The organism is Ruegeria sp. CE9, assembly GCF_056537425.1.
Genome location: NZ_JBQFRO010000007.1, coordinates 125,911 through 149,809 on the forward strand (window position 1 = coordinate 125,911; position 23,899 = coordinate 149,809).

Genomic DNA, 23,899 nt, shown 5'->3' on the forward strand with positions numbered 1-23,899 from the left:
GTACCGAATGTATTGGTTTCGTATTGAGAGCCCGACCCGTGCAACTCAACTGGAGGGTGTTGATGAAGGCCGTCATACTTGCAGGGGGATTGGGTACACGCATCAGCGAAGAATCCCATTTGCGGCCCAAGCCAATGATCGAGATTGGGGGTCGTCCGATCCTTTGGCACATCATGAAAATCTATGGCAATCACGGCATTACCGATTTCGTTATTTGCTGTGGCTACAAAGGCTACTTAATCAAAGAGTACTTCGCGAACTACTTCCTTCACATGTCGGATGTGACATTCGATATGAAAAGCAATGAAATGGAAATCCACCATCGTAAAGCTGAGCCCTGGCGTGTTACGTTGATAGATACGGGTGAGATGACACAGACAGGTGGCCGTATCAAACGCGTCAAGGAACATCTCGACGATACTTTTCTGCTTACTTATGGTGATGGTCTCAGTGACGTTAACGTCAAAGAATTGGTCACCTTCCACAGGGCGCAAGGAGTTCAGGCGACGGTCACTGCCATCCAACCAGCGGGTCGCTTCGGATCAATACAGATGGAAGGCGCTAGGGTAAGCTCGTTCATGGAAAAGCCCAAGGGCGATGGTCAATGGATTTCCGGTGGTTTTTTTGTTTGTGAACCAAGTGTCATCGACTTGATTGAAGGCGACGATACACTTTGGGAGCGCGCACCTCTGGAAGCTTTAACAAAACTGGGGCAATTGGCGGTTTATCAACACAAAGGCTTCTGGGCCGCTATGGATACGCTGCGCGATAAGGTTTTTCTCGAAGAGCTCTGGCAGTCCGGTAAGGCACCTTGGCGGAGTTGGAGTTGATGCACGACTGGCAAAATTGTAGGGTTCTGGTCACCGGGCATACAGGCTTCAAAGGAGCTTGGTTATCACATTGGTTGTTAAGGCTAAATGCGGACGTAGCGGGTCTAGCATTGAAACCAGAGGCAATGCCAAACCTGTATGATGCGCTCGAACTTTCGAAGCGAGTCAAAAGCTTTATCTGCGATATTCGCGATCAGAATGCAGTTAAGACGACAATTGATAATATTCGACCAGATATCGTCATTCATATGGCTGCGCAGCCTTTGGTCCGTCAATCTTACCATGAGCCTATAGAAACATTTGATACCAATATTATGGGCACCGCCCATATCCTTGATGCGCTACGCGAACAAAACCGATCAATGGGCGTCGTAATTGTCACAACCGACAAAGTTTACGAGAACTTCGAACGTGACGAACCTTATGACGAAAGCGACAAGCTCGGCGGATTTGATCCTTATAGCGCCAGTAAAGCCGCTGCTGAATTGGTGACATCCGCCTATCGATCTTCATATTTTTCTGGAACCGCATGCCGTGTCGCGAGTGCGCGAGCCGGCAATGTCATTGGTGGTGGTGACTGGGCAATCGACCGCATTATACCAGATCTTGCTCGTGCTTTTGCCCGCGGTGAACCGCTTGAAATAAGAAACCCCAATTCTGTGCGACCGTGGCAACACGTATTGGACTCACTCCATGGGTACATGAAACTTGCCATGGGGCTATATGAAGGCAAATCCGGGTTTGAAACAGCTTTCAACTTCGGTCCTCCCCCTGAGGCAGACAAAACGGTCAAGGCAGTGGTCGAATTGGCAAGGGAAAATTGGGCGGGCGACGTTCGATTTGCCAACGAGTCCACGAGCCATCACGAAGCAGGTCGTCTGGTTTTGTGCAGCAATAGGGCCATGACCGATATTGGATGGCGACCGACATGGGATTTTGAAGCAGCCGTTTCGCACACCATTTTATGGTATAAAAAGTACTACGAAGGAGAAATGCCAGTTAACCTCGTGAATTTGGACATCTCAGAATTCGAGGCCATGGCCCTATGCGACTGACGGAACTCTCGATCGCAGGTCCGCTTTACATCGAACTCGACCAACTTGAAGACGAGCGGGGTTTTTTTGCGCGCAGCTTTTGTTCTCGAGAATTTGCTGAACACGGTCTATTTCAATCCATTGCACAGGCTAATACTTCCTTTACGACGAAAATGGGTACGGTGCGGGGGATCCATTTTCAAAGAGAACCATACAGCGAAGCTAAGTTGGTCCGTGTTGTTCGCGGCGCAATATTTGACGTTGCCGTCGATTTGCGTGCGGAGTCCCCGACTTTCGGCCGTTGGATAAGTAAAGAACTATCATCTGAGAATAGGGCGATGCTGGCCATCCCCGAAGGATTTGGTCACGGCTTCCAGACACTGACTGATGATGTAGAGATGATTTACCTGCACTCCGCGCCCTACGTTCCGAATTGCAACGGTGGTGTGAGATTTGACGACCCAGCCATTGGGATAACCTGGCCCTTGCCGATCAATTTGGTTTCACCTAAAGATTTGGGGCTTCCCTCAATTGATGATTTGGAGCCACTTGCACCATGAATTGTCGTCACTGTCATGCATTATTGGGGAAGGCATTTCTGGACCTTGGATTTGCACCGCCTTCAAATGCCTACTTGAAGGAAGAGGACCTCAGTGCGCCGGAAGTTACCTACCCGCTACGACTGTGTGTGTGTGAGAAATGTTGGCTTGTTCAGACCGAAGATTACGCAAGCGCTCAAGGTATGTTTGATGACGAATATGCTTATTTTTCGTCCACATCCAAGTCTTGGCTGAAGCACGCAGCCGAATTCAGCCAGATGATCACCAAACGTCTTGATTTAAGCAAAGCCTCGCTGGTTATCGAGGTCGCTTCAAATGACGGATACCTACTGCGTAACTTCTGCGACCAGAATATCCCATGCTTGGGTATCGAACCAACGAGCGGTACCGCTGATGCTGCCGAAGCTTTGGGAATTCCTGTCGAGCGAGCGTTTTTTGGCGAGAAACTGGCCCAAAGACTGGTTGCGCAGGGGAGAAAAGCCGATCTTATTGTCGGTAACAATGTCTTTGCCCATGTGCCGGATATAAACGATTTTACAACAGGTCTTGCAGTCGCCCTAAAAGCCGAAGGTGTGATCACTTTGGAATTTCCGCATTTACTGCGGCTGTTGCAAGACTGTCAGTTTGACACAGTATATCACGAACATTTCTCTTATCTGTCTTTGTCCGCCACTCTAAGGATTTTCGCCAAAGCAGGATTGCGTGTTTTTGACGTTGAAGAACTTGATACCCACGGAGGAAGCCTTCGGGTTTACGGGTGTTTAGACGACGCCAGTTACGCAACGACCGCAAATGTCGAGCGGACATTGAAGGCTGAAGACGCTAGCGGACTGAACTCAAAAACACCTTATGACGCTTTCCAGAATCGGGCTGAAGACATAAAGAATTCCGCTTTGGAATATCTTTTGAATGCCAAACGTCTGGGTAAAACCGTCGCCGCGTACGGTGCGGCTGCCAAAGGCAACACGTTGCTCAACTATGCCGGGATAAAGGCAGATTTGCTGACCTTTGTCTGCGATGCGGCGCCGTCAAAACAAAACAAATTTCTTCCGGGAAGTCATATCCCGATCTGCCACCCTGACCAGTTGCGGGAGAACCGACCCGATGTAGTCGTCATCCTGCCTTGGAACATAGCACCGGAAATTCGCGAGCAACTCGTCGAACTCGCAGACCAGGGAACACGTTTTGTAACTTTTGTCCCAGAATTGGTTGAGGCGTGATGGAACGAATACTCTACACGAAACCTTCGATTACAGATTTAGAAGTATCATATGCTAGCGATGCCGCAAAAAATGGCTGGGGCGCCCAGTGTTACGACTACATTAACCGCTTTGAGTGTGAATTCAAAAAACACCTCAATGTATCGCATGCCATCGCAACATCCAGCTGTACCGGCGCATTGCATATGGGTTTGTCTGCCCTTGGGGTAGGCCCCGGCGACGAAGTCATACTTGCCGATACGAATTGGATCGCCAGCGTTTCACCAATCGTGCATCTTGGCGCTACGCCAATTTTTGTGGATATTGAACCCGATACTTGGTGCATTGCTCCAGCGGCTGCCGAAGCCGCTATAACGCCAAATACCAAGGCTATCATCGCCACACATCTCTATGGCAACCTCGCAAATATGGACGAGTTGCTAAAGGTGGGAGATAGGTATGGGATTCCAATAGTCGAAGATGCCGCAGAAGCCATTGGTTCAGTCTGGAAAAACGCCCGTGCCGGATCAATGGGCCTGTTTTCAACATTTTCATTCCATGGAACTAAGACTTTGACAACAGGCGAAGGTGGGATGTTCGTCACGAACGACAGTAAACTCTTTGAGAGGGTACTGACCTTGTCGAACCATGGTCGAGCGCCAAATCAAATGAAACAGTTTTGGGCAGACGTTGTTGGGTTTAAATACAAGATTTCGAATATACAGGCGGCAATTGGCTGCGCTCAGTTGGAGCGCATTGAAGAACTGATACAGCGCAAGCGCGCGATACTAGAAATTTATCGCGATCGTTTTTCCGAGGTGCACGGTCTGTCAATGAACCCGGAACCAGAACACGGTATGAACGGCGCTTGGATGCCTACGGTTGTATTCACCAAAGAAACCGATATCAGCCGCGAGATGCTTCAGGCAGCCTTTAAAGATGCCAATATTGATGCGCGCGTGTTCTTCTGGCCGCTAAGCTCGCTCGATATGTTCGAAGCTCGACCTGAGAATCAGTATGCTTGGGATATACCGGGACGAGCGATAAATCTTCCCAGTTATCATGACATGACCACATTCGATATTGACCGGGTCGCGTCCGTTGTTAAGTCGTTGAATTTAGAACGGTTTCGCAGCAAATGACCCAAAAACCAAAGGATATTAGCACCGCGTTTGGTGCTCACTACACGGCTACCTTCAAACTTCATGGCGCCACTCACAAAGGTCTCGATTGGGGGGACGATCCTGCTGACCACCAACTGCGCCTAGACCGTATGTTGGCAATTACCGAACTTGGTTCGAAGGCGTCGTGCAGTCTGATCGATGTGGGGTGCGGTTTTGGTAGCCTGCTAGAGCGGGCTAACGACTTGAGAAAGACGTTTGAGTATACGGGCATAGATGTTTCTGACGCGATGATTGGAGAAGCGCGTCGACGTCACCCGAATGCAAATTGGATTGTCGGCGACATATTGGAATTGCCCGCACAGAAAACCTATGACTATGCGGTGTGCAACGGCATTTTGACTCAAAAACTGACCGCCTCACAAAGTGAGATGGACACTTTCTTAAAAACAGTTGTCGCGCGAATGTTTGCAATCACCAAGATTGGCATCGCTTTCAATGTAATGACGACCCATGTGAATTTCATGGCGGAGAACCTTTATTATCGAAATCCGACAGAGCTCCTTGGGTGGTGCATGACTGAGCTTAGCCCGCGCGTGCGGCTTGATCATGCATATCCATTGTTTGAATATACGATCTACCTTTATCACCCGGATGCGCCCGGGTTGGGCTATGGCGATCACCGCGGAGGTAATCAACCATGAGCCGTATCGGTCTGATATGTTCCGGAGGTGGGGCAGTAATGTCCAACGCCTTTGATTTGCTTGCCAAAACGGGCTTTGAACCTGATTGGGCAGTTGTGACAGATCGCCCATGCGGAACCGAAGAAAAGACAAGAGAAAGAGGAATCCCGCTCAACCGAATTAACTACTCAGATTGTACGCAGTTTAGCGTCGAGGCCGGAAAATGGTTGTTCAACGATATGGAGTGCGATCTTTGTGTCTTGTTGATCACTCGCCTTATTGGGCCGGAAGTTTTTGCTGCAGCGCCGTGCGTGAATATCCACCCCTCACTGTTACCGCTTTTTCCCGGACTTGGCGCACTTGAAGCCACAATAAATTCAGAAATGCGGGTAATGGGAGCAACAGCTCACCGCGTCGATTGCACTACGGATGGTGGCTCAATTTTGGCGCAAGTCTGGAGCGCCACACCTGGCAGTACAGAGATGATCCGGCGAGTGTCATTTGCACAGAAACTCTACTTAATGCTTTGGGCCTGCAGGGAATTCTCGGACGACACCGTTGTCTCCAATGTCCGTTGCAGTGCATCTGTGACACCATCATGGGCGCAACCTAGTTTTTCGGATTCCGCTCTATTCGCAGCATTTCTGGATTTTGTGAAATTGGAACGAATACCGTGGCCCCAGTAACTGTTGTCATTTCTCAATCCATGTATTTTCCTTGGGTTGGACTTCTTGAGCAGATCCGGATGGCGGATATTTTTGTGCATTATGATGATGTGCAATTTGCCAGGGGATTTCTAAATCGTGTTCAGATAAAATCAGAAAATGGTCTTCGTTGGATGACGGTGCCTACGCGCGATAGACACCGCGGACAAACAATAGATGAAGTCCTTATTGATGATCGCAAACCCTGGCGCGACGACCATCGAAATCAGATCAAATTGGCCCTAAAGGGCGCTCCCTATGTGGATGATGCACTGGGTCTGATGGATGAAGTTTTCAATCTGCCAGCAGTTACGTTGGCTGATGTATCCCGCGCGTCAGTTAAGGCCTTAGCGCGGTATTTTGAGCTCGACACCGCAACACAGTTCTTGAAGTCAAGAGAAATGGACCGACCCGGAAAATCAAGCCAAAGGCTCAGGGATCTGACACAGGCAGCTGGTGGTCAAGTTTACCTCACTGGTCATGGCGCAAAAAACTACCTAGATCACGAACTTTTTGAAACCGCGGGTTTAGAGGTTCGATATATGCAATATGCTTGCTCAGCTTACCCGCAACTTCACGGCGAGTTTACACCATACGTTACGGGACTGGATCTCGTTGCCAATCTCGGTAAGTCGGGAAAAGAACAAATCTGCTCCAGCTCTGTTAATTGGAAGGAGATCATTAATGGATCCGATTGAAGCCTTCAAGGAAGAAGTAAACGACAATATTGAAGGACTGCAACAAGATAGCGATCTTAAAGCCCTTTCCCGAATATGGGTTAGGGAGATCGCAATGCACAAATGGGCCTACAACTTTACATGGTTGGGCAGACCCGCAATTCAGTTTCCCAATGATGTTTGGGCACTTCAGGAAATCATCTGGTCGACACGACCTGATCTGATAATTGAAACTGGTATTGCCCATGGAGGCTCGCTGGTTGCGTCTGCTTCACTACTCGCCATGCTGGATTATTGTGATGCTGCAGAGGCCGGTGAAACACTGGACCCAGCGGTACCCAAGCGAAGAGTTCTGGGCGTAGATATCGATATTCGCCCGCACAACCGCGCCGCTATAGAAGCGCACCCACTCTCCTCGCGCATTTCCATGTTGCAAGGCTCTTCCATAGACAAAGATATCGTCGAGCAAGTACACAAGTTCGCAGCAAGTTATGAACGTGTGTTGGTTTGTTTGGACAGCAATCATACGCACGAACACGTTTTGGCTGAGTTGGAAGCGTATGCGCCTCTTGTGACACCCGAAAGCTATTGCATTGTGATGGACACAATTGTCGATGATATGCCTGTCTCGATGTTTCCAGATCGCCCTTGGGGACCAGGTAACAATCCAAAAACCGCTGTTCACGAATGGCTCAAGAACCGTGAGGATTTCGAAATCGACCGATCGATGGATGCAAAATTGCAAATCTCAGTGGCACCGGAAGGATTTCTACGAAAACGTTCATTAGCGTAGTTTTGCAATGGAAGCATGAAACGACTGCGCGGGATCAAATGTCTTAGCCGGTTGTCAACGTTGCTGAGAGTGCGATGATTGATCAAATACTTTGGGGTATCTGTCATGGTCGCAGCTTATGAAGGTGTTGAGAAAATCAAATAAACTCGTCAGCGGTGCAAAACTTGCCCACCGCTGTCGCTCTAGGGGTTCAGAATTGAACATTCTTGTCACTGTACCCTAATAAATCAGAATCTTGTCTGAAATTTTCCTTCAAAATCAACGGTAGTTTGTACTCTTAATTTTCATATTGTACCATTAATTACCGTACTACCGGAACTGTGGATGAGTGTCGGCCCATTGGGGCGGGGGATTTGCGTGGTCGACGATCGTATTGCGACACACTGTGCAGCGGTTCTTCGGCCGATCTTGGAGCTTGAAAAGAGAGGTGAGCCGATCAGCGCGGCGATCGGAGATGCCGCTTGGGAACTGGGCTTGGCGAAAAGCCACACATGGTCGCTATATCGGCGTCTGAGAGAGAACGATGCACGTGCTACGGCGTTGGAGTTGAACCGACGCGGGCCGAAACCAGGATCGAAACGGATTGCGGAATGCGTCGAAATCATCATCAATGAGAGCCTGCGAAAATACTATCTGGTCCGCGAACGCTCGAGCTTTCTTCGCATCTGGCGCGAGATTCGTGCCGAGTGCCTGGCGAAGGGGTTTCAGCCTCCGACCCAGAGAACGGTCAAAGCTCGCCTCGACGCGATGGATCAGCGAGAGGTCTTCCGGAAAAGGCGTGGGGCAAAGGAGGCTAACAAGGTCTTTGCTGCGCGTCCTGGCCGCCTTGAAGTTTCAGCCCCGCTGGAAGTCGTTCAGATTGATCATACAACTTCAGACATCACGTTGGTCGATCACGTCAATCGACGGCCACTTGCGCGCCCCTACGGGGTAGAGCGGAGCCGCTTAACCTGCTGGGTGAGGCAGCCGGTACACCCCATTAGCGGACCTCAGAGCTGACACAGCATGGGGCCTCTTCCCTGTTATCCACTATCTAACTGATGCGGCCCAAACCAGACCTTGGGCAGAGCACTGTCGCGGCACGTGTTCACATGCGGTAGACACAAAGCGATGTCGATGCTCGCGTTGCCAATTTGGTCATTCAGTACTTCGACTTTTTGAGAACCAAGACTGCACATTCTTTTCAACCGCGATGAACCACACAATCCGGGACAAACCCACCATCTGAGTGTATTTGTCGCCGTACAATTCGGTCCAAAACAATCAACGCAAATCTGTGTCACGCCGCTCAAGGTCCAGAACAGCATTGAATTCATTCTCCGGGTCCATCCAGGCAACTAGGATCGCGTCTTCGTCGATGTCGTATGTGTGGATTTCTGCTGGGGTCACATGGATAATGCGCTCATTCCCTAAGAATGCGCCGCCATGGGTTTCTCCGAACACGACACGGATCATCCGGGACCCCGGAGCAAACATGCGCAGATACGGATCTGCGGGCTTGCCCATGTTCAAAACCTCTGCCTTGCTACGAACCCAAGTTTCGCCAGCAATTCGCTGCTCAGGACTTCGCAAAGCCGAGACTGCGCCTTCTGCAACAGAAGCGACGGCTGCTGACAGCATGATCGCACCAATTGCCATCTGGGCTGCACCTGCGTTTGTCCCGCTGTAGTTCGTCCAGGCAGCAAGGCGCATCAAGCGCCGCTGCGGGTGATAGAGCACGTCGACCATGTCGCCGACCTCGACCGCGTTCCAAAGGTCTATCGGAGCAACTTCTTTTAGGGAAAATGCGCGCGGGTCATCCAAAAGTTGGAAGCGCAAAAAGTGACGTTTCGAAGGTTGCGTGCGATTCCGTTCGTCGCGACCAACGTGGCCCTTCTTGACCCACTTGTCGGTCACACGCGCCTGCCCAGGTCGACCGGCTCGCTTCAAATATGTCGAATTCAGATAGTGCCGATAGCCCCGCGCGGTGATGACCAATCCTACTACGCCGAGCGCAACCATCCCAAGAAACGGAAGCCAATTGAAGAGAATGTCAGCTACTGGATCTCCGGGGAGATGTATTTCTTGGATCAAGCGACTGTCTCCTGCGGTGGCGCGGCCATTAGAAGGTTGCCGGGCTGGTTTAGTCTGGAATGTAGCTAGAAAATGCCACTTCTGAACATGTCCCGGGAGTTAACCTCATATCTATAGGCCAGGTGTGGGCTGAGATCGCTAAAAAACGGAAAATAAAGCTATTACTGGATGTTCATTCACTAGGTCGGGGGCATTGGTTTTCTCCCTGTGCCCGCCCACACGTTTCTAGCGAAGATATGGGTCATGGTCCTTCACAGACCAGCGGAAAGACCCCGACCTCCGGGATCTTGAGCGTGCCAACGGTGATTTGGTCGTCGCCTTCAACAGCCGTTATCAGCCGCACTGATGCAACAATGCGGTCAAACTCAGGATCGGCGAAATCCAGCAATGTGTGCGTGTTCTCCGCAGCCCCCTGTGCCAAAACAAGGGGCAGCGCACCTGCTGTCTCTGTCATGCTCCAGTCCTGTCCATCCGCATGGATAGTCGCGCTGACAATCGCAAGGCCGGGTACGGATCCAAAGCCAAATGCTACCGCAACGCCTGACTCATCAGGTGCTTCACAGGACACAAGAAACGTCGCAAAAGAAGGGCTTGCAATGACGCTTGCCACAAACGCGAATCCGATTGTTCGTATAATGATTGGTTCCTCCGTTCGCAGCCCATTTCACAGCCTATGACGTTTTGGTCTCAACATGAACCGCCAATGCACTGTCGCGTTTTTGGCACTGTTGTGACATTGGCGATTAGAGGCAGTTCAAGTGAATACTGAAACTCTGAAATGTCAGCTCCGTGCTCGCATTGTGAGTCCATTTTCCGATAAGTGCTAAGGTTGTCTCTACTGACTGGTTTTGAGGCCGCGTTTCAGCACGAGAATTCGCGCAGCTGCAGAAGGATTTGTGCGACAAGCGCACGTATCGAGAATATTGAACTCACAGCGAGGGCTCGGAGCAGAACTGCGGGCAGTCCGCTTTGACGGCAGCCGTTGGTAGCGGCCCTTTCCGGACCTTTGATCTACCTTCAAGATGCTGCGGTCGCAGCCTGCTTACCGGACATTCGCCGCGAGAGCGAAGTCTGATGGAGGTCGAACTCACAGTCTGCGGGCTTTGGTGCCTTTCGCTGCAGATGCGCCAAGGTTGGCTTTGGGCGCTCCAGCTGTGTCCCCCCCCTGCGCAGACAGGGCCCAACCGCGGATCAGAACCTTCATACTTCCCCTTCCCATCAACTCCCGTCATACTCGTGTTGGGGGGCGTGACTTTTGTTTCTTGACGAGATTATAGGACGCGATCTCTTCTGGTCGCTTTTCTACGGAACATTGCTTTTTGTTTCTGTTCCTTTGCTTATGTGGCTGTTTTGGAACAAGCCCATTACCTCACTGCGCACGCGTATCGGGCTTGATGGCCTGCCCCGACCGCTGATTGCGTTTCTTGCTTTGCTCTATGTCGTCATCTTTCTGACCGTTTTACTGGGCCTCTTCGCCGTCATCTGGCAAACCGTATCCTGGAGCGTCAACGACACGCGAGAAGCCGCGGCAAACAAGACTCTTGCTCAGGAATTCCTTTTTTTGTTCTGCGGATCGCGGGCCTCACGACCGTCCTTGGCGCGGTTGTCGCCTTGCCAATTACCCTGAATAGATTGAAGATTGCCCGACAAAACCGGGACCTCGACCGCAAACGCACAGCGACCGTCCAACGCACCTTCTTTGATGACCGACTGAATACTGCTTACCAAGGGCTCTATTCCCGTCGCGAAAAATCCGAAGGACAAGGTTGGGAAGACGATATTATCCGTCGCAATGCGGCAATCGACTGGCTGGAACGTCTTGCCCGCGAAAGCCCGGAATCCGCACCGGATATCGCACGCTCCCTAGCGCTTTATCTACGGGAAATGAGCGCGCATAATCCGGCACAAGATTCGGCGGAGGTTACCTCGGACGAAGACCATGTCCGCTGGGCATTGAGCCTGCCCGTTCATCGATCGGATATGGAATCTGCTGCGCAAGCTCTCGGGCGCCTAAATACCGCTTATGGGCTCCCCTCGGATTCACTGCGGCTCGACCAGACCAACTTGCAAGGCTTTCAACTGAACCATCTCTCGTTCGAGGGCGCTTCCTTTCGCAACGCTTTCCTTGATGGGGCGAGTTTTGCCGACGGCAATCTGACTAGGGGGGATTTTCAAGGTGCACGCTTGATAGGTGCCAACTTTGCCCGCAGCAATCTATGGGAAGCGCAGTTCTTGTCAGGTGCAACGGACCTAGCCTACATCCCGCACAAAGTGCGTCAAGACCTCGATTTTGTGGTTGGCACTGTCGAAGAAGCTTTTTCTGTGGATCCAGTAATGCACAGCGATGGACATATTGAGATAAGAACAAGGAGAATCGGCGAGAAACGCAGCGATATCGAAAAGCTCATTCTGGCGGGACGGCGCACCACTGCTCAGCAACTTCGGCATCACGCTCCACGAACCGATGTCTGAGGTAAAGAAACTCAACCAGATCCCGTGCCGACGAGACCAAACGGCTACAAGATAAGGGTGTGGATAAGGTCACGCAGGTTATAGGGCTGCCTCGTGTTCCTCTCAAACAGTTGACAATGAGCTGTCGAGGGTCTGTCGTCAAATGACACCGCAACAGCGCAGCAGGTTATTGCTCGTCTAAAGACGCGTCTCGAAGAAACCTCAATGCGGTAGGATTAGATTCTTACCCAAAGATGACGCTCGTACAGAGTGCAGCATCGGTCATTCTGGGCTCACTGCGGTCCTACGCCGCGGCTGACTTCAAGGTCTCCCCGCAGCCCAAATCTGACCTTCTCAACCAGGCTTTGCAATCTCCAATATGCGGACATAGCACTAGTTCGCTGCGTTGGCTCGAATGTCGGCAATCTGGCCAACGCTTGGACTAGAATCGAGGTTTCAGCGAGGCCTTCGAATTTTGCCGGTCATTCGCAAACCATCACGAATGTTCAGTCCCATCATCGTGAGGTTGGCCGCCCCGGCGACTAGTTCAATCACCTGAACCGTGTAAAAGGTGCTGTCGAATTCGCCAGAGGCGGCTTTGCCAGCCAGAAACCAAGCCGCTGGCACGAGGATCAGTAAACCGTTTAGCGCAATGATCGGCATACGGGTCTTCTTTGCTCTCGTAAGCGCATCCTTACGTTTCCTGCCCATTGCCATGCCCGATCCGCCAGCAATCGCCATTGCCGGTATAAGGATGAACATGCCTTTCAGGATCAATGCCTTGACGGTTGCGACTGTTTCATGGCTCGCAAAGAGTTCGCTGGTGATCGTTGATGTCCAGAAGAGCAGGATCATCACAAAGCCGATGCCGCCTGCGATGGCGTGAATCTTTGTTTTCATTGCGATTCCCTCAAATTGGCTTCTGAAACGGGTTTCGTCAGGCCGTGCAGCAATTCGGCACCGCAAACTTCTCAAACAGATGGGGTGCTGTCACAGCGCTTGAGGGATAGTGGCTGAGTTGCTGCTGAAACTCGGGGTTTGAAAACGCAGCGCGAAAATCCACAACAGAGTCCCAGACCGCGTAGTTCATATACATGCTGCCGTCACCAACGGCTTTGTGCAGTTGGGTGCTGATGTAACCCGGCTGCTTTTTCATCCATTGGGCATCGCTCTTCCAGGCTTCAACGAGGGCGTCTTGGTCAACGGGATCTACTGTGAAGAGATTGACGAGAACGACGGGTCCAGCGGCGATGTCCAATTGCCGTTCAATGGGAAACTCCGGGTCGAGGGGTTTGAAGCTGACCATTTCGGTACTCCTTGAAAGTGGTTTAATTTTGGTGTCATGTTGTCATATTTAGGAAGTATCAAACATAATGACAACGTGTTGTCAAATGAAATGAGGAATCGACATGCCGGATGCGCGAAGGACTGAAGAAGGAGAAGCCGTGACAGCGCTGATACTGGATGTGTTTCGGTTGAACGGTCGATTGCAGCTTGCCGGTGATCGCCTCGTATCAGAACTCGGTCTGACAAGTGCCCGATGGCAAATCCTTGGCGCGATTGCTTATTCGGATCGGCCGGAATCCGTTGCCTGGCATGCACGGACGATGGGTGTTCACCGGCAGGGCATACAACGGATCATCAATGAATTGAGCAAAGAAGGCATCGTGGAGTTTCGGCCAAACCCGCACCACAAACGTGCGCATCTTGTTGTTCTGACGCAAAAGGGGCAGGAGTTGTACGAAGCCGCAATTGCGAAGCAAATCCCATGGGTCAATGAACTCTCGGTAGGCCTGTCGCCAGATGATATTGCGACAGCGCAAAATGTTGTTGGTCGTCTCAAGGCACGCCTCGAAGAATCCTCAAACGCCGGTGCCTCGCACTCATGCTGAGAGGTACTACAATGAATTCAAACAGGACGGGTCGGATTGTTTGGCATGACTTGTTTACAGCCGATGCACACTTGTCACAAAGCTTCTACGAAAGAGTCGCGGGCTGGAGTTACTTGGTCGCGCACGCAATCAACTTTGCATGGGGGGGAGGCGAGGGAGACTATTACCTAAGCGTATTGTCCAATGAGGCAGGTGCCGGGATCGTGGAACCCAGAGTGCCGCACCTACGTGGTTGAGTTCCGTATGTCGAGGTTGATGATGTCGACCGGGCCGCGGAAAGGTGTGTCGACCTCCGCGGCAGAGTTGTGAAACCTCCCTTCGAGGTCCCTGGTGTCGGGCGCAACTGTCTTTTATGCGATCCCAATGGGGCGTTCGTAGGCATTTGCTTTTCCACACACGACTTTCCAGCACCAACTAAACAATTTGGACCCGAGGTCTACCTATCGCAAAACAATGACTTTCCAGACGATTTCTACGATGAGTTGTTTGGTTGGAAACTCCACACCGAGAGCAACCGTGATGATGTAACTCATTCCATTATGCGAGCCGATGCCAATGTCGGTTTGCATCCCACAACAGTTGTCGATCCTTCGAGCCCAATGTGGGTTCCCACTGTTCGGGTGGAGAAACTCCCCGACGCTTTGGATCAAGCGCTCGAAATGAATGGCGAAATTGTTGCGCAGCAGAAGTGCGAGTTTGAAAAACATGACATGGCACTGATACGCGACACGAACGGTACCTACTCGTACCTCCTCGATCAGCCAGAAAACGGAACGGGTTAAAGTTCAGTTTGTGTGTACGTCGTATGTGAGACGCTTCTCAAATTGATCGATCTGGTCTGCTACTCGACTATCACATCTTCAATGTTTCTTCTCGGCGCCTTCGTCGGCAAGTCCGCAGGGTACCCAACCCGAAATAGAATCTGTGGGACACCATTTATCCCAGCAATATTCGCAAGTCTCGTTCGCAACTCCGGTAGTTCAATGGGTTGGTTCAGATAGCTTACACTGGATGGAATCGAGGTGACGCACATTATCCGCAAAGGTCAACTCTCGCCCGGAATCTACCCGTTTCGTCAATTTGCAGAACTGGCGGCATAAGCTGCAGGTTCGGTTTCAACTCTTCGTAAAACCAGAAACTTCGCAACAGATCCATTGCCTGGTTGTGGGTATTTTGGGTCAAACGCGCCCAGAGTTGTTCCACTAATGCGGTTACACAAATCTATTCACGTAATTCTCTAGTATTTCCTGTCGGCCAGATTTGGGATCGGGATTTATCCCATCACGTAAAACTCGGGCGGAAATTTCTTCCAGGCCTTTGCCCAACATGGACACTGCACATGGTGTATTCCAACCTGAGTACCGTTCCGTCAGAGAGTCCTCCAATCCCCCATCATCAATCATAGCAGCCGCTGCTTTCAAACCACGTGCGCATATGTCCATTCCACCGATATGAGCCGCCACCAGATCGAAAGCGTCAATCGATTGCCGGCGAATTTTGGCGTCGAAATTTGTGCCGCCGGTGGTAAAACCACCAGCTTTCAGGATGTAATAGTAAGCCAGTGCAACTTCCGGTGTGTTGTTCGGGAACTGGTCTGTATCCCATCCAGATTGGTAGTCGTTGCGGTTCATATCAATCGAACCCAGCATCCCTTCAGCTGCCGCGACCGCTATTTCATGCTCAAAGCTATGCCCGGCAAGGATCGCGTGGCCCTGCTCGAGATTCAGCTTCACTTCTTTCTCCAAACCGTACTTCCTAAGAAATCCGATGCAAGTAGCTGCATCATAGTCGTATTGGTGCTTGGAAGGCTCCTGAGGTTTCGGCTCCACAAGAATAGTGCCTTTGAACCCAATCTTGTGTTTGTATTCTACGACCATGTGCAGAAAACGGCCCATGTGGTCCAGCTCAGTTGTCAGGTCCGTGTTCAGAAGGGTTTCGTAGCCCTCACGACCACCCCAAAGGACATAGTTTTCGCCGCCTAGTTTGTGAGTTGCATCCATGCAGGATTTCACGGTCGCTGCAGCGAAGGCAAAAACGTCGGGATCAGGATTGGTACTGGCGCCAGACATCCAGCGACGATGACTGAACATATTGGCCGTACCCCAAAGCAGTTTGCTGCCAGAAACTTGCATCTTTTCGCCGATGTAATCGGTGATTTCTTCCAATGTGCGCAGGTTATCGGCATAATTTCCCTGTTCGGGCCGGATATCAGCGTCGTGCCAGCAAAAAAATGGCTGCCCCAAAAGCTCAAACAATTCGAATGCAATATCTGCCTTCTGGCGGGCCCGGCCCATATCGTCCTGAGGATACCATGGACGTTCGAACGTAGGTCCACCAAAGGGGTCTCCGCCCTCCCACGCGAATGAATGCCACCAGGCCACAGCAAACCGCAGATGGTCCTCCATACGCTTGCCCATGATGATTTCATCCGGGTCGTAGTGACGAAAGGCCAACGGGTTCTTGCTATCCACGTCTTCAAACTGGACCTTCTCGATCCCTTCAAAAAATCCACTTGGCATTTCTGCCCCCTATTCTGCTTTTTGTGCTGGCTGCTTGCCGAGAATGATCATCGACAAAAGATCGTCATCCGTTACATCTGCGATATCGACCGTCCCAACCAGTTTTCCGTTCTTCATGACCGAGGCGCGGTCGCACAGTTTCATGACGGCATGCACGTCGTGGTCGATCAGAAATATCCCGATGCCTTGCGCCTTTAGCTGGTGGATCAGATCCGCCACCATCTGCGTTTCATGCGGCCCAAGCGCTGCTGTGGGTTCATCCATGATCAGGATACGGGCGTTGAAATAGACGGCCCGAGCGATCGCCACAGATTGTCTTTGGCCACCTGACAAGGCGGAAACCGGGTCGCTGAACTTCTGAAAGTTCGGGTTGAGCTGCGCCATGATCTTGCGGCATTCGGCCTCCATGGCTGCGTCGTTGACCAACCCAAAAGGTGTCGTCATCTCGCGCCCAAGAAAAAGGTTCGAGGTCGCATCCAGATTGTCGGCCAAGGCAAGCGTTTGATAGATAGTCTCAATATTGTTCGCCCGGGCGTCACGGGGATTGCCAATCTCAACCGGATTGCCATCGATCAGGATCTCGCCGTGATCCATCTGGTAGGCGCCGGACAATACCTTGATCAACGTGGACTTTCCGGCCCCGTTATGGCCAAGCAGGCCAACGACTTCACCCGGGTAGAGATCGACCGACACATGGTCAACGGCCTTGATCCCACCGAAAGAAATCGAGATGTCGCGCATCTCGACCAATGGCGGCGCGCCTGAACCGCGCCCAGTGCCAGAAGGTTTTTTCTGAGTATCCTGAGCTTGCATCACTTGGCCCCCAGTCTCTTGCGGTAAACGATGTCGATATAGACGGCCAACACGAGAACGCTGCCGACGACTATGTTCTGAAACGGCGCGTCGACGCCAACCATTGCCATGCCCGATTGCAGCGCCTGCATGATCAATGCACCAAGGATTGCGCCATAGATGGTACCGATACCACCCGACAATGCAGTTCCTCCGATTACTGCAGCGGCTATCACCCGAAGTTCATCGAGCGTTCCAATGTCGTTCGAATGGTTTGCCAACCGGGCCGAGGCGACCACCGCAGACACAGCGCACAAGAAACCCATCAAAGCAAAGATTTTCACAGTCAGCAGCCGAGTGTTAATACCCGAAAGCTCTGCTGCATCAGGGTTGCCGCCAGTGGCAAAGATGTACCGACCAAACCGGGTTTTCCTTGCCACGATCGTCAGGGTAACCGCTACTATGATGAGAATTAGGACAGAAATCGGTATACCGTATCCTACAACCAGCCCTTCTGGCATTGTCTCGCCGCGCGCTTCAAACATACGTTGCAGCCTGCGTGTCGGAATGGCGTAGCTGTTTACGATGTAAACGTACCCAAGGATGGCGATTGCGATTATCCCGGCCAGAGTGGCCTCGGCCCAGACAGGTTTGACAGGGAAACCATGTGCCGCTTTTGCACGGCGGCCACTCCACAAAGCCCAGATCGCGATTGCGGTAGCAAACAAGCCGAACAGCCAGCTTGTCGTCGTTCCCAATGTTCCGTTGGTCCCGCCAAACATCAGGAATGTACTATCCAGAGGACCAATCGTCTGGCCGCTGGTCAAATACCACGCCACGTTTCGCCAAACCAGAAATCCACCAAGCGTAACGATGAAGGCTGGTATCGTCAGATAACCAACCATCCAGCCATGAAACGCACCAATCAGCGTGCCGACAAACAACCCGACGACAATGGTGATCGCCCAGGTTGCAGGATTGTTCAAACCCATCCCAAGCACCTGCGGCAAAAGCTCGGTCTGCGTCATTGCCATCACAGCCGAGGTTGTTGCCAATAGTGCGCCAACCGACAAGTCGATGTGTCGCGTGACGATAATGAACACCATCCCACATGCCATGATAGCAACCGATACTGTCTGGATGGACAGGTTGAACAGATTGCGCGGCGTCAGGAACCTTCCATCTGTGAAGATGTTGAATCCGATGCACAAGATGACAAACGCGCCGATCATTCCCAAAAGCCGCATATCCAGTTCCAACTGCTGGAACAGGCTGGGTTTTGCTTTTTCCGGTATCGGCTGAGACGAAGTTTCGGTCATTTCCGATCTTTCATTGTCAGCAATTGTCCCCGGCCCACAAAGGGCCAGGGACCAGGGAGTTTAATTGCAGGGCGCAGGGCCGTTTTCGACACCCTGGCAGAGGTCAGCCAGCGGGATCCATCCGGCATCCACAACAACAGACAGATTGTCCTTGGTAATCGGAACCGGTGCCAGGAAAACCGAGTTCATCTCGGTGCCACCTGGTGAAGTCCAGCTCACTGCACCTTCGACATCAGCAGGACTTGTGCCGCCGCTCAGCGCAACAGCGATTTCGCCAGCGGCCTTTCCAAGTTCGCGAGCATCCTTCCAAACCGATACCGTCTGCGTTCCCAGTGCAACACGGTTCAACGCTGCGTGGTCGCCGTCCTGACCGGAAACCGGAATGCCTTCCATGCCCTGTGCGGTCAGCGCTGCAACAACACCGCCTGCAGTACCGTCATTCGACGCAACGACTGCATCCACGTTGTTCTCGTTCGCGGTCAGGATTTGTTCCATGTTCCGCTGCGCGTTTGCGGGCAGCCAGCCATCCGTATAGGCCTCGCCCACGATAACGATGTCACCACTGTCAACGGCCGCGCCGATGATCTCTTGCTGGCCACCCCGCAGGAAATCCGCGTTTGGATCGGTGGGTGAACCCTTAATCATCACATAATTACCCTTAGGCATGGCTTCAAAAACAGCCCGGGCCTGCATTCTGCCTACCTCGACATTGTCGAAGGTTAGATAGAACGCACGGTCGTCCTCAATCAGGCGGTCATAGGCAATGACCGGAATACCTTCGTCCGCCGCAGCCTGTACAGCCGGTCCTATTGCCTGCGCGTCCTGCGCCAGAATGATAAGCGCGTCTACACCTTGGGCGATCAAGCTTTCAATGTCCGAAAGCTGCTTTGCGGAAGACGATTGCGCGTCAGCCGAAATGTACTCGGCGCCCCCAGCTTCAAGCGCCGATTTGATGGCCGCCTCGTCCGTTTTCCAACGCTCTTCCTGAAAGTTCGACCAGCTTACGCCGACCACTGGCTCTGCGAATGCGGTCGAAGCCAACAAAGTGGCCACAGCCGAAAAGCTGAGAATTTTTTTCATGATTTCCTCCCATTTGCCGAGCCATCGCACTTCGATTCGCGGCTCTCACGAATTTCAATACCATATTTAATTCAGTCGGTAAAATATTTACTCTACAAGAGGCGTTAAAATTCAAATAGATTGGACCAACGGCAAGATTCGCGAGGACAAGATGCTGAAAAGCAAAGCCTCTCCGGTTTCTTTGGAACAAAGAAACGCAACCCGATTGCGGGTATTGGAGCACATCAGAGCCAAGGGGTCCGTCTCGCGGATCGATATTGCATCCGCCTTGCAAACCAGCCCTGCGACTGTCACCGCCGCAACGGCTGATCTCATTTCGGCCGGGCTGGTCAAAGAGACTGAAAGCCAAGCTCAATCAATGTCGGGGAAGAGAGGCAGACCCAGAGTATTGCTGCAATTGGACGGCCAGATGCACCTTGTGGCCGGCCTCAAGGTGGCCCGGCAAGTAATCTCAGTTATCTTGGTCGACTTTGAAGGTAACGAAGTCGCATCCCATAAATATGCTCTGGATCAAGCCAGAATGTCGCCGCAAGAATTTGTATCGGCGATCCGCGAAGCTCTTGAAGAGACCTGTAGTCAGATCGATCGTTCTGTCGCTCATTTGGCAGGTATTTCCATCGGGGTGGCTGGACTAGTCGATGCCGACAAGAATTTTGTCCACTGGTCTTCCTCGATTACTGAGAGAAATATTGATTTCAGCCATTTGCTTTCAAATGAGCTGCCTTGCCCTGCATTCGTTGACAACGACGCCAATCTTGTCGCCAAGGCCGAACAGCTTTTTGGCTTGGGCAAGGGCTTAAAGAACTTCCTCGTCGTTACGATCGAACACGGTGTTGGCCTTGGTATCGTATTGGACGGTAAACTATACCGCGGAGAACGAGGCTGCGGCGCTGAATTTGGGCACACCAAAGTTCAACTTGACGGAGCCCTTTGCCAATGCGGTCAACGCGGATGTCTTGAAGCCTATGTGGGCGACTATGCTTTGATCCGCGAGATGACGGTCACCGGTCATATAAACGGCATGGAATCCGTTTCCGACATACATGACCGCGCCAACTCAGGCGACGACAGAGCATCGTCGGTGCTTGCCCGCGCAGGTCAGATGTTTGGCCTCGGGATTTCCAATCTGATCAACTTGTATGACCCAGAGTGCATTATCGTCTCAGGGGCACAAATGAGTTTCGAACATCTGTGTTCCAACGAAGTAATGAACCGTATTCGAAATGGGGTCGTGAAGGTCGATGCGCCTTTACCGGAAATCAAAGTTCATCATTGGGGCGACATGATGTGGGCAAAGGGTGCCGCAGCATATGGGATCGAGCAAATCTCGATCCTCAAAGTTAAGGAACTTTCTGCGAATGCGTCCTGAGCTTGCGATACTTGTGGCTTTTGCCTCTGTTGCGAACGCGAACACTGACGTTCCTAAGTTTTCAAACGTGGATGTGCCGAAACATATCTATGATGGCGGCTGGGAGCATTTTGTTGGCGGAGGCGTCGCCGTTTTTGATTGCAATGGGGATACCCTGCCAGAGCTCTTCTTAGCAGGCGGATCCAATAGCTCTCAACTGTTCATAAACACATCGAGAGAACAGATATCATTTAAGACGGAAACACCAGAAAGCTTGTCGCTGACAGGCGTGACCGGGGCTTATCCTCTCGACGTTGATGGTGACGGCATAATGGATCTGGCGGTTTTGCGTGTCGGCCCGGACCTGCTTCTTCGGGGCCATCCCGACTGCCAATTCAGCCCTTTCGATACTCTCGGTTTTCAAACGGAAGATCACTGGACCACAGGTTTCTCAGCAACATGGGAAAGCGGACAAACCTTACCGACCTTGGCATTTGGCACTTACGTAGATCGGTTCGATCCCGAAGGTCCTTTTGAATCATGCGGCCCGACCCTTCTCTATCGCCCCGAAGGTGGTTTATACCGTGACCCGCTGCACCTTGAACCCGGTTATTGTTCGCTGTCTATTTTGTTTTCGGACTGGGCCCGAACTGGTCGCGCGGATCTTCGCGTCAGCAATGACCGTCACTACTATGTGCGCGACGGTCACGAACAATTGTGGGCGATGGCGCCCGAACCCCGGCAATATACAGAAGACGAGGGCTGGCTTTCTTATTTAATCTGGGGAATGGGGATCGCCTCTCGAGACCTCACAGGGGACGGATTTCCCGAAGTTTACCTGACTTCGATGGGTGATCAGAAACTCCAGGTATTTGACCCAGTTACAAACGGCCCGACTTGGCGCGATGCGACTTACGAAAAGGGTACGACTGCTCATAGGCCGCATATTGGAGGAGACGGAAGGCCATCGACAGGATGGCACGCACAGTTTGGCGACGTCAACAACGATGGCCGGGACGATATATTCGTGGCCAAGGGAAACGTAGAACAGATGCCCGATGCGGCTCTGAATGACCCCAATAACCTACTACTACAGATCTCCGACGGTCAGTTTATTGAAGCTGCAGCAGATGCCGGTGCTGCCTCGATGGCTAAGTCTCGTGGCGCGGCGCTTGCTGACCTTAACAACGATGGCAAGCTGGATCTGGTGGTCGTCAACCGAGGTTCTGAGCTTGAAGTCAGTCAGAACACTACTCAGAGTGGCAACTGGCTATTGCTGGATGTCACTCAGGATCAATCCAATCGCGCAGCAGTTGGTGGATTTATTGAAGTCAAAACCTCGCTGGGCGTTCAGACCCGCGAGCTAACAATCGGCGGCGGTCACGCTGGTGGTATCGCTGGGTTTCAGCATTTTGGGCTTGGGAGTGAGGACCAGGTGCAGGTTCGTATGATCTGGCCGGACGGGTCGAAAAGCGAGTGGTTGAATTATCAGCCCAACCAAATCATACGTCTTCGCCGCTAATTACTTTTCAAACGGTAACCCGCTTGGAACTTGGTCAGGCACACCTAGCCGCTCTGCCGGGTCTTCCAGGCTTGCCAGAAATCTGAGAAGAGCGTCGATTTCCTGGTCCGTTAGGTTAACATTCGACAAGCTGTTGCTTTGGGCAATCGCCTCCACGTGCTGATTGTCCGACATTGCCTTTTGATCTTTGGAGCCTGGGAAGTCCGGCAATGCGGCCAACTCGATCGAGTAGTTTTTTAATGACGAAACCGCGTCCAGATGATGCCGCACGATGTCCTCAAGTTCGGCAAATGCTCCGTTGTGTCCGTACGGAGCTGTCAGTGTCACGTTGCGCAAAGATGGCGTGCGGAAAGCAAACGCGTCGTCGGGATTACCGGTCACGCGAAGACGCCCGTCGTCCCTGACATGGTTTTCAAATCGCGCCGCCTTTCCCGGGCCAATCTGCGGTATTGCGATCGAATGAAACTTGTGGTCGGTCTGGAACCAGCCCGAGTGGCAATTGCTGCATCCGGCTTTTCCATAAAATAAACCCATACCAATCTCGGCCTCTTCTGACAGCTCAGCCTCACCTCGCATCGCGCGATCGAACGGGCTGTTATCCGCACGCCACTCGAATGCGATAAAGTCCGCGATTACGTTGGCAATCGCCGTGAACGTAATTTCATCATCCGGCGCTAAGTCATCAAACCTCTGCTCATACTCCGGAATGGCCGCAACACGTTCTGCAATCAGATCCCACGCGCCGCCTTGCTGCGTCAGAAATCCGAGGCGAACCGCTTTGCTAACGTCATTCTCAGAATAGTGACCCGCCATTTCGTCTGCCGACAAAACCGGGAACATGGCCTGTGCAGCCAGCGCTGAATTGAAACCAGAACGCATATGAGTACCCAACGGGGTTCTGATGCCATCAGGTTGCGTTGTGTCTGCCTCCAGCCGCCCATCATGGAAAAACGTCGTGAACTCAGTTGCTCCAAGGTTCCAGAGCCCTGGTGAGTTTCGAGGAATACGCTGTTCCGGGGTGTTCTCTGGGCCCAATGTTCGCTCTGGACCCAACCCAATTCCCCCTTCCCCGATACCAAGGGAAACACCGTCGGACGTGCCAAGCCTGGGATGATGACAGGTCGCGCAGCTAATATTCTTGTTGCCAGACAAAATCGGGTCATAGAACAGCAAACGCCCCAGCTCAGCACTTCCAAAGTCAGGTTCGAGGAACTCCGGCAAAGGACCAAGCGATTGGGCACGCGCACCGCTCTCCACCGAGATTACTAATCCGAAAGCCAAGAATAGCGAAACTGCTCTCAT

The 23,899-nt window shown here is 52.0% G+C and carries 24 protein-coding genes; 15 read left to right on the forward strand and 9 right to left on the reverse strand.

The genetic code is table 11. The features are described from left to right. Nucleotides 1–62 precede the first annotated feature (62 nt). From rfbF to ACR0B3_RS14785, 10 genes are all read left to right on the forward strand, one after another. Nucleotides 63–830, forward strand: coding sequence for a glucose-1-phosphate cytidylyltransferase (rfbF, locus tag ACR0B3_RS14740; protein ID WP_480809746.1), 768 nt, complete (start codon nucleotides 63–65; stop codon nucleotides 828–830). Next, on the forward strand, nucleotides 830–1,885 hold the full coding sequence (gene rfbG, locus ACR0B3_RS14745) for a CDP-glucose 4,6-dehydratase (RefSeq protein ID WP_480809747.1): 1,056 nt from the start codon (nucleotides 830–832) through the stop codon (nucleotides 1,883–1,885). The genes rfbF and rfbG overlap by 1 nt, the downstream gene beginning before the upstream one ends. After that, complete coding sequence (gene rfbC, locus ACR0B3_RS14750) at nucleotides 1,876–2,424, forward strand: dTDP-4-dehydrorhamnose 3,5-epimerase (protein WP_480809748.1); 549 nt, start codon at nucleotides 1,876–1,878, stop codon at nucleotides 2,422–2,424. The genes rfbG and rfbC overlap by 10 nt, the downstream gene beginning before the upstream one ends. Beyond that, nucleotides 2,421–3,644: a class I SAM-dependent methyltransferase gene (locus ACR0B3_RS14755; RefSeq protein ID WP_480809749.1), complete on the forward strand. Its 1,224-nt coding sequence runs from the start codon at nucleotides 2,421–2,423 to the stop codon at nucleotides 3,642–3,644. The genes rfbC and ACR0B3_RS14755 overlap by 4 nt, the downstream gene beginning before the upstream one ends. After that, nucleotides 3,644–4,765: a DegT/DnrJ/EryC1/StrS family aminotransferase gene (locus ACR0B3_RS14760; protein WP_480809750.1), complete on the forward strand. Its 1,122-nt coding sequence runs from the start codon at nucleotides 3,644–3,646 to the stop codon at nucleotides 4,763–4,765. Before ACR0B3_RS14755 ends, ACR0B3_RS14760 begins: the two co-directional genes overlap by 1 nt. Then, nucleotides 4,762–5,448 (forward strand): methyltransferase domain-containing protein, encoded by a 687-nt coding sequence (locus ACR0B3_RS14765; protein ID WP_480809751.1) that lies wholly within the window; start codon nucleotides 4,762–4,764, stop codon nucleotides 5,446–5,448. The genes ACR0B3_RS14760 and ACR0B3_RS14765 overlap by 4 nt, the downstream gene beginning before the upstream one ends. Next, entirely contained in the window at nucleotides 5,445–6,113 is a 669-nt protein-coding gene (locus ACR0B3_RS14770) for a formyltransferase family protein (protein WP_480809752.1), read from the forward strand. The genes ACR0B3_RS14765 and ACR0B3_RS14770 overlap by 4 nt, the downstream gene beginning before the upstream one ends. Then, nucleotides 6,101–6,829, forward strand: a complete 729-nt coding sequence (locus ACR0B3_RS14775) for a WbqC family protein (protein WP_480809753.1) — start codon at nucleotides 6,101–6,103, stop codon at nucleotides 6,827–6,829. The genes ACR0B3_RS14770 and ACR0B3_RS14775 overlap by 13 nt, the downstream gene beginning before the upstream one ends. Beyond that, on the forward strand, nucleotides 6,816–7,601 hold the full coding sequence (locus ACR0B3_RS14780; RefSeq protein WP_480809754.1) for a cephalosporin hydroxylase family protein: 786 nt from the start codon (nucleotides 6,816–6,818) through the stop codon (nucleotides 7,599–7,601). The genes ACR0B3_RS14775 and ACR0B3_RS14780 overlap by 14 nt, the downstream gene beginning before the upstream one ends. Before the next feature lie 324 nt (nucleotides 7,602–7,925). Then, nucleotides 7,926–8,600 carry a hypothetical protein gene (locus tag ACR0B3_RS14785; RefSeq protein WP_480809755.1) on the forward strand — a complete coding sequence of 225 codons (675 nt, stop codon included), beginning with the start codon at nucleotides 7,926–7,928 and terminating at the stop codon, nucleotides 8,598–8,600. A gap of 264 nt (nucleotides 8,601–8,864) precedes the next feature. Here ACR0B3_RS14785 and ACR0B3_RS14790 read toward each other — a convergent pair whose 3' ends face one another. Beyond that, nucleotides 8,865–9,674: a hypothetical protein gene (locus ACR0B3_RS14790; protein ID WP_480809756.1), complete on the reverse strand. Its 810-nt coding sequence runs from the start codon at nucleotides 9,672–9,674 to the stop codon at nucleotides 8,865–8,867. A gap of 241 nt (nucleotides 9,675–9,915) precedes the next feature. After that, nucleotides 9,916–10,128: a hypothetical protein gene (locus ACR0B3_RS14795; protein ID WP_480809757.1), complete on the reverse strand. Its 213-nt coding sequence runs from the start codon at nucleotides 10,126–10,128 to the stop codon at nucleotides 9,916–9,918. 1,157 nt (nucleotides 10,129–11,285) lie between these two features. Here ACR0B3_RS14795 and ACR0B3_RS14800 point away from each other — a divergent pair. Then, nucleotides 11,286–12,146 (forward strand): pentapeptide repeat-containing protein, encoded by an 861-nt coding sequence (locus tag ACR0B3_RS14800; RefSeq protein WP_480809758.1) that lies wholly within the window; start codon nucleotides 11,286–11,288, stop codon nucleotides 12,144–12,146. A gap of 435 nt (nucleotides 12,147–12,581) precedes the next feature. Here ACR0B3_RS14800 and ACR0B3_RS14805 read toward each other — a convergent pair whose 3' ends face one another. After that, complete coding sequence (locus ACR0B3_RS14805) at nucleotides 12,582–13,025, reverse strand: hypothetical protein (protein ID WP_480809759.1); 444 nt, start codon at nucleotides 13,023–13,025, stop codon at nucleotides 12,582–12,584. Between the two features lie 37 nt (nucleotides 13,026–13,062). Further along, nucleotides 13,063–13,431, reverse strand: a complete 369-nt coding sequence (locus tag ACR0B3_RS14810; protein WP_480809760.1) for an antibiotic biosynthesis monooxygenase family protein — start codon at nucleotides 13,429–13,431, stop codon at nucleotides 13,063–13,065. 139 nt (nucleotides 13,432–13,570) lie between these two features. On the opposite strand from ACR0B3_RS14810, the gene ACR0B3_RS14815 reads away from it, so the two are divergent. Then, nucleotides 13,571–14,017 carry a MarR family winged helix-turn-helix transcriptional regulator gene (locus tag ACR0B3_RS14815; RefSeq protein WP_480809761.1) on the forward strand — a complete coding sequence of 149 codons (447 nt, stop codon included), beginning with the start codon at nucleotides 13,571–13,573 and terminating at the stop codon, nucleotides 14,015–14,017. 305 nt (nucleotides 14,018–14,322) lie between these two features. Beyond that, nucleotides 14,323–14,799, forward strand: a complete 477-nt coding sequence (locus ACR0B3_RS14820; RefSeq protein WP_480809762.1) for a VOC family protein — start codon at nucleotides 14,323–14,325, stop codon at nucleotides 14,797–14,799. A gap of 429 nt (nucleotides 14,800–15,228) precedes the next feature. Here the strand turns inward: ACR0B3_RS14820 and xylA are convergent, their stop codons facing one another. Genes xylA through xylF form a run of 4 tightly spaced genes read right to left on the reverse strand, consistent with a single transcriptional unit; the run spans nucleotide 15,229 to nucleotide 19,727 of the window. Further along, the gene (gene xylA / locus ACR0B3_RS14825; protein WP_480809763.1) at nucleotides 15,229–16,536 is read right to left on the reverse strand and encodes a xylose isomerase; all 1,308 of its coding nucleotides are present in this window, start codon (nucleotides 16,534–16,536) and stop codon (nucleotides 15,229–15,231) included. A gap of 9 nt (nucleotides 16,537–16,545) precedes the next feature. Continuing rightward, entirely contained in the window at nucleotides 16,546–17,349 is an 804-nt protein-coding gene (locus ACR0B3_RS14830; RefSeq protein WP_480809764.1) for an ATP-binding cassette domain-containing protein, read from the reverse strand. Next, nucleotides 17,349–18,647, reverse strand: coding sequence for a sugar ABC transporter permease (locus ACR0B3_RS14835; protein ID WP_170685390.1), 1,299 nt, complete (start codon nucleotides 18,645–18,647; stop codon nucleotides 17,349–17,351). The genes ACR0B3_RS14830 and ACR0B3_RS14835 overlap by 1 nt, the downstream gene beginning before the upstream one ends. A gap of 60 nt (nucleotides 18,648–18,707) precedes the next feature. Further along, nucleotides 18,708–19,727, reverse strand: a complete 1,020-nt coding sequence (xylF, locus tag ACR0B3_RS14840; RefSeq protein WP_170663757.1) for a D-xylose ABC transporter substrate-binding protein — start codon at nucleotides 19,725–19,727, stop codon at nucleotides 18,708–18,710. A gap of 151 nt (nucleotides 19,728–19,878) precedes the next feature. Here xylF and ACR0B3_RS14845 point away from each other — a divergent pair, with 151 nt between their 5' ends. Next, nucleotides 19,879–21,096 carry an ROK family protein gene (locus tag ACR0B3_RS14845; protein WP_480809765.1) on the forward strand — a complete coding sequence of 406 codons (1,218 nt, stop codon included), beginning with the start codon at nucleotides 19,879–19,881 and terminating at the stop codon, nucleotides 21,094–21,096. Next, nucleotides 21,086–22,597: a CRTAC1 family protein gene (locus tag ACR0B3_RS14850; protein WP_480809766.1), complete on the forward strand. Its 1,512-nt coding sequence runs from the start codon at nucleotides 21,086–21,088 to the stop codon at nucleotides 22,595–22,597. The genes ACR0B3_RS14845 and ACR0B3_RS14850 overlap by 11 nt, the downstream gene beginning before the upstream one ends. On the opposite strand, the gene ACR0B3_RS14855 is transcribed toward ACR0B3_RS14850, so the two are convergent. Further along, nucleotides 22,598–23,899 (reverse strand): cytochrome-c peroxidase, encoded by a 1,302-nt coding sequence (locus ACR0B3_RS14855; RefSeq protein WP_480809767.1) that lies wholly within the window; start codon nucleotides 23,897–23,899, stop codon nucleotides 22,598–22,600.